This window comes from Citrobacter sp. CK188, assembly GCF_030333525.1.
In the GTDB taxonomy this organism is placed as follows: Bacteria; Pseudomonadota; Gammaproteobacteria; order Enterobacterales; family Enterobacteriaceae; genus Citrobacter_B; species Citrobacter_B koseri.
Genome location: NZ_JAOWFU010000030.1, coordinates 1 through 4,372, shown reverse-complemented (window position 1 = coordinate 4,372; position 4,372 = coordinate 1). Strand labels below are relative to the sequence as shown.

The following is a 4,372-nucleotide window of genomic DNA, read 5'->3' as shown; positions in this document are numbered from 1 at the left end:
TCAGAAGTGAAACGCCGTAGCGCCGATGGTAGTGTGGGGTCTCCCCATGCGAGAGTAGGGAACTGCCAGGCATTAATTAAAGTGAAGAGGCCATCCTGAGGGATGGCCTTTTTGCGTTCATGCGCCCGGGGGCAGCCGGATGACGCTGCGCTTATCCCACCTACATAACCACAAGCCATACTGTTGCATATGCGGTAAACTAGACGCGATTTTGCATCAGGAAAGCGTCTATGAATCACTCCCTCAAACCCTGGAATACCTTCGGTATCGATCAACGCGCTAACGAGATTGTCTGTGCCGAAAATGAACAACAACTATTGGATGCCTGGCAATCGGCTAAAGCATCAAATCATCCGGTACTGATACTGGGCGAAGGGAGTAACGTTCTGTTTCTTGATACCTTTCATGGAACGGTGATTATCAACCGTATCAAAGGTATTGAGGTGACAGAGCAACCCGAAGCATGGCACTTGCACGTAGGGGCGGGGGAAAACTGGCATAACCTGGTACGATACACACTCCAGCAAGGTATGCCGGGGCTGGAGAATCTGGCGCTTATTCCGGGGTGCGTCGGTTCTTCTCCTATCCAGAACATTGGCGCCTATGGTGTAGAACTACAGCGGGTCTGTGACTATGTGGATTGTGTCGAGCTGGCAACCGGAAAGTCTCTACGGGTGAGCGCCACAGAGTGCCGCTTTGGTTATCGTGATAGTATCTTCAAGCATGAATATCAGGATCGTTACGCCATTGTGGCTGTCGGCCTGCGTTTACCAAAACAGTGGCAGCCCGTACTGACTTATGGCGACCTGGTTCGCCTTGAACCTGAAACGGTCACGCCGCAGCAGGTGTTTGATGCCGTATGCCATATGCGCACCACGAAACTGCCCGATCCAAAAGTAAATGGTAATGCAGGTAGCTTCTTTAAAAATCCTGTTGTTGCAGCAGAGATTGCGCACACATTACTGGCGCAATTTCCCGGTGCGCCACATTACCCGCAGGCCGATGGTTCAGTGAAGCTGGCTGCCGGTTGGTTGATCGATCAGTGCCAGCTAAAAGGCGTCAGTATTGGGGGCGCTGCGGTACATCGTCAGCAGGCCCTGGTGCTGATTAACGCACATAATGCGACAAGCGAGGATGTGGTGAAACTCGCGCATCATGTGCGTCAGAACGTGGGTGAGAAATTTAATGTCTGGCTGGAACCGGAGGTTCGGTTTATCGGGCAGACCGGTGAAGTGAATGCTGTGGAGATCATTGCATGAAGGATAATACCGTTCCCCTGACGCTGATCTCTTTGCTGGCCGATGGTGAGTTTCATTCGGGTGAACATCTGGGTGAAACACTGGGAATGAGCCGCGCAGCCATCAACAAGCATGTCCAGACGCTGCGTGACTGGGGAGTTGATGTGTTTACCGTTCCTGGCAAAGGATATAGCCTGCCAGAACCTATCCAATTATTAGATGCTTCTGTCATCCATGCACAACTGGACAGCGGGAATGTCACGGTACTTCCGGTTATCGATTCGACGAACCAGTATCTGCTGGACCGTATTGGCCAGTTGACGTCGGGTGATGCCTGTGTAGCGGAATACCAGCAGGCTGGGCGTGGTCGTCGTGGGCGGAAATGGTTCTCCCCATTTGGTGCGAACCTGTATCTTTCTATGTACTGGCGTCTGGAGCAGGGGCCGGCAGCCGCGATCGGGCTGAGTCTGGTGATCGGCATTGTGATGGCTGAGGTTCTGCGCGATCTGGGGGCAGAGAAGGTTCGGGTTAAGTGGCCTAATGACCTCTACTTACTCGATCGCAAGCTGGCAGGCATTCTGGTTGAGCTTACGGGGAAAACGGGCGACGCTGCACAAATCGTTATCGGCGCAGGTATCAACATGGCCATGCGCCGTGTGGAAGAAGGCGTCGTGAATCAGGGATGGATCAATCTCCAGGAAGCGGGCATTACGCTTGATCGCAACATGCTGGCGGCGACGTTAATCAAAGAGTTGCGTGCGGCGCTGGAACTCTTTGAGCAGGAAGGTCTGGCACCTTACCTGTCTCGCTGGGAAAAACTGGATAATTTTATTAACCGACCGGTTAAACTGATTATTGGTGATAAAGAAATATTTGGTATTTCCCGTGGGATAGATGCGCAAGGCGCGTTGTTGCTTGAACAGGATGGCGTAATTAAGCCGTGGATGGGCGGAGAAATATCTTTACGCAGCGCAGAATAATAAAAAGGGAGCTAAGGCTCCCTTTTTACATTATTTTCTCAACCTGACTTGTTCGACCGCATGATTGGCACTTTTGGTCATAATCAGACTGGCCCGTTCACGAGTGGGTAAAATATTTTGCTTTAAGTTCAACCAGTTGATTTCTTTCCATAATGATGCGGCGGTATTGATCGCTTCATCTTTCGATAATTTTGCGTAATTATGGAAATAAGAATCTGGGTCGGTGAACGCCCCCTCACGGAATTTCAGGAAGCGGTTGATGTACCACGTCTGGAGTAAATCTTCAGGCGCATCAACATAAATAGAAAAATCAACGAAGTCAGAAACAAATACATGATGTGGATCGTGAGGATAATCCATTCCACTCTGTAGTACATTTAAGCCTTCAAGAATTAATATATCGGGCTGCGCGACGGTTTTATCTCCGTCTGGAATCACATCATAAATCAGGTGTGAATAGACTGGTGCGGTGACATTTGGCACCCCTGATTTGAGATCGGAAACGAACTTCACCAGACGGTGCATATCGTAAGACTCAGGAAAGCCTTTCTTCTTCATCAGCCCGCGATCTTTCAGCACCTGGTTAGGATGTAGAAAACCGTCAGTGGTGATCAATTCGACGCGACGATGTTCCGGCCAGCGGCTCAGCAGTGCTTGCAGTACGCGCGCGGTGGTGCTTTTGCCCACGGCAACGCTACCGGCAATGCTGATGATATAAGGAATACGCTGGCCGTTAGTGCCTAAAAATTGCTCCAGAACAGCCTGACGGCGCAGGTTTGAACTGATATAGAAATTTAGCAAACGCGACAGGGGCAAATAAATCTCGGCAACTTCTTCCAGTGATAAATCTTCATTAATGCCTTTGAGTCGTGCGATTTCGCCCTCGGTCAGGGTCATCGGCACGGAATCACGAAGCGCAGCCCACTGGTTGCGATCAAATTGTAGGTAAGGCGTCATTAACGTTTGCTCTTTACTCATAAGCATGTTTCTGGCTGTCATTGCTACATCAGGTCAGCGATAAAAAAGCGAATCATCCCCGGCATGCAATGGCACGACACATTTCAGTTAATTTGGACAATGGGCAGGAGGGTAACACCAGATGGGAGGGAATAATAAGAAAAAATCTCTCCTGATAAGTTATCCCTGAAACGCAATGTGACGGATATACCATATGTAAAAGAAGAATTTTTCTCTTTCAAACACAGATATGATGATGCTCTCCGTTAAGCCGTTAGCATCCTGGTGTCGAAAAATCGCACTGACCTGACTAAAAATAGGCCATTTAGCAGTCTTGTCGTGCAAAATGTGAGCGATAGAACATTTTATGCAATTTTTTAGTTGCATGAGGTCGCAGGTCTCCATAGAATGCGCGCTACTTGATGCCGACTTAGCTCAGTAGGTAGAGCAACTGACTTGTAATCAGTAGGTCACCAGTTCGATTCCGGTAGTCGGCACCATCAAGTCCGGTGGGGTTCCCGAGCGGCCAAAGGGAGCAGACTGTAAATCTGCCGTCACAGACTTCGAAGGTTCGAATCCTTCCCCCACCACCACTTTCTGGCAGCGTGTTTGCTGTCTGAACTGGTTGAAAAAATTAACCGGTTCGAATAAGAAAAGAGACATGTCTCTTTTTTTGTTACAGAAAGAACTGGGTAGCCGAGTTCCAGGATGCGGGCATCGTATAATGGCTATTACCTCAGCCTTCCAAGCTGATGATGCGGGTTCGATTCCCGCTGCCCGCTCCAGACGTGCTGATATGGCTCAGTTGGTAGAGCGCACCCTTGGTAAGGGTGAGGTCCCCAGTTCGACTCTGGGTATCAGCACCACTTCACTTCTCCTTCCCGTTTCTCTCTGTATAAACTTAAATATTCAACAATTCAGGCATATCGCCTGGTTGATGTGGTGATATCACCGATTTATCCGTGTCTTAGAGGGACAATCGATGTCTAAAGAAAAGTTTGAACGTACAAAACCGCACGTCAACGTCGGTACTATCGGCCACGTTGACCATGGTAAAACAACGCTGACCGCTGCAATCACTACCGTACTGGCTAAAACCTACGGCGGTGCTGCTCGCGCATTCGACCAGATCGATAACGCGCCGGAAGAAAAAGCTCGTGGTATCACCATCAACACTTCTCACGTTGAATACGACAC

4 protein-coding genes and 4 tRNA genes are annotated in these 4,372 nt (G+C 49.5%); 7 read left to right on the top strand and 1 reads right to left on the bottom strand.

Translation table 11 applies throughout. From position 1 onward, the window contains the following. Positions 1–230: 230 nt before the first annotated feature. Together murB and birA are read left to right on the top strand one after the other, a co-directional pair. The gene (gene murB / locus OGV67_RS10875) at positions 231–1,259 is read left to right on the top strand and encodes a UDP-N-acetylmuramate dehydrogenase (protein WP_060815940.1); all 1,029 of its coding nucleotides are present in this window, start codon (positions 231–233) and stop codon (positions 1,257–1,259) included. After that, entirely contained in the window at positions 1,256–2,218 is a 963-nt protein-coding gene (gene birA / locus OGV67_RS10870) for a bifunctional biotin--[acetyl-CoA-carboxylase] ligase/biotin operon repressor BirA (protein WP_049011715.1), read from the top strand. Before murB ends, birA begins: the two co-directional genes overlap by 4 nt. A 30-nt stretch (positions 2,219–2,248) precedes the next feature. Here the strand turns inward: birA and coaA are convergent, their stop codons facing one another. Beyond that, the gene (gene coaA, locus OGV67_RS10865; RefSeq protein ID WP_024130653.1) at positions 2,249–3,202 is read right to left on the bottom strand and encodes a type I pantothenate kinase; all 954 of its coding nucleotides are present in this window, start codon (positions 3,200–3,202) and stop codon (positions 2,249–2,251) included. A gap of 397 nt (positions 3,203–3,599) precedes the next feature. On the opposite strand from coaA, the gene OGV67_RS10855 reads away from it, so the two are divergent. The 5 genes from OGV67_RS10855 to OGV67_RS10835 form a co-directional block, all read left to right on the top strand. After that, positions 3,600–3,675 (top strand) — tRNA-Thr (locus OGV67_RS10855). A gap of 8 nt (positions 3,676–3,683) precedes the next feature. Then, a tRNA-Tyr gene (locus tag OGV67_RS10850) sits at positions 3,684–3,768 on the top strand. A gap of 117 nt (positions 3,769–3,885) precedes the next feature. Beyond that, positions 3,886–3,960, top strand: a tRNA-Gly gene (locus tag OGV67_RS10845). Positions 3,961–3,965: 5 nt separating this feature from the next. Next, positions 3,966–4,041: transfer RNA gene (locus OGV67_RS10840), tRNA-Thr, on the top strand. Between the two features lie 116 nt (positions 4,042–4,157). Then, a partial coding sequence (locus OGV67_RS10835; RefSeq protein ID WP_000031663.1) for a GTP-binding protein occupies positions 4,158–4,372 on the top strand: 215 nt, incomplete at its 3' end.

Excerpts from the sequence above, each read along its gene's own strand:
- coaA (WP_024130653.1), bottom strand. The coding sequence starts at position 3,202 with ATGCTTATGAGTAAAGAGCAAACGTTAATGACGCCTTACCTACAATTT.
- birA (WP_049011715.1), top strand. The coding sequence starts at position 1,256 with ATGAAGGATAATACCGTTCCCCTGACGCTGATCTCTTTGCTGGCCGAT.
- murB (WP_060815940.1), top strand. The coding sequence starts at position 231 with ATGAATCACTCCCTCAAACCCTGGAATACCTTCGGTATCGATCAACGC.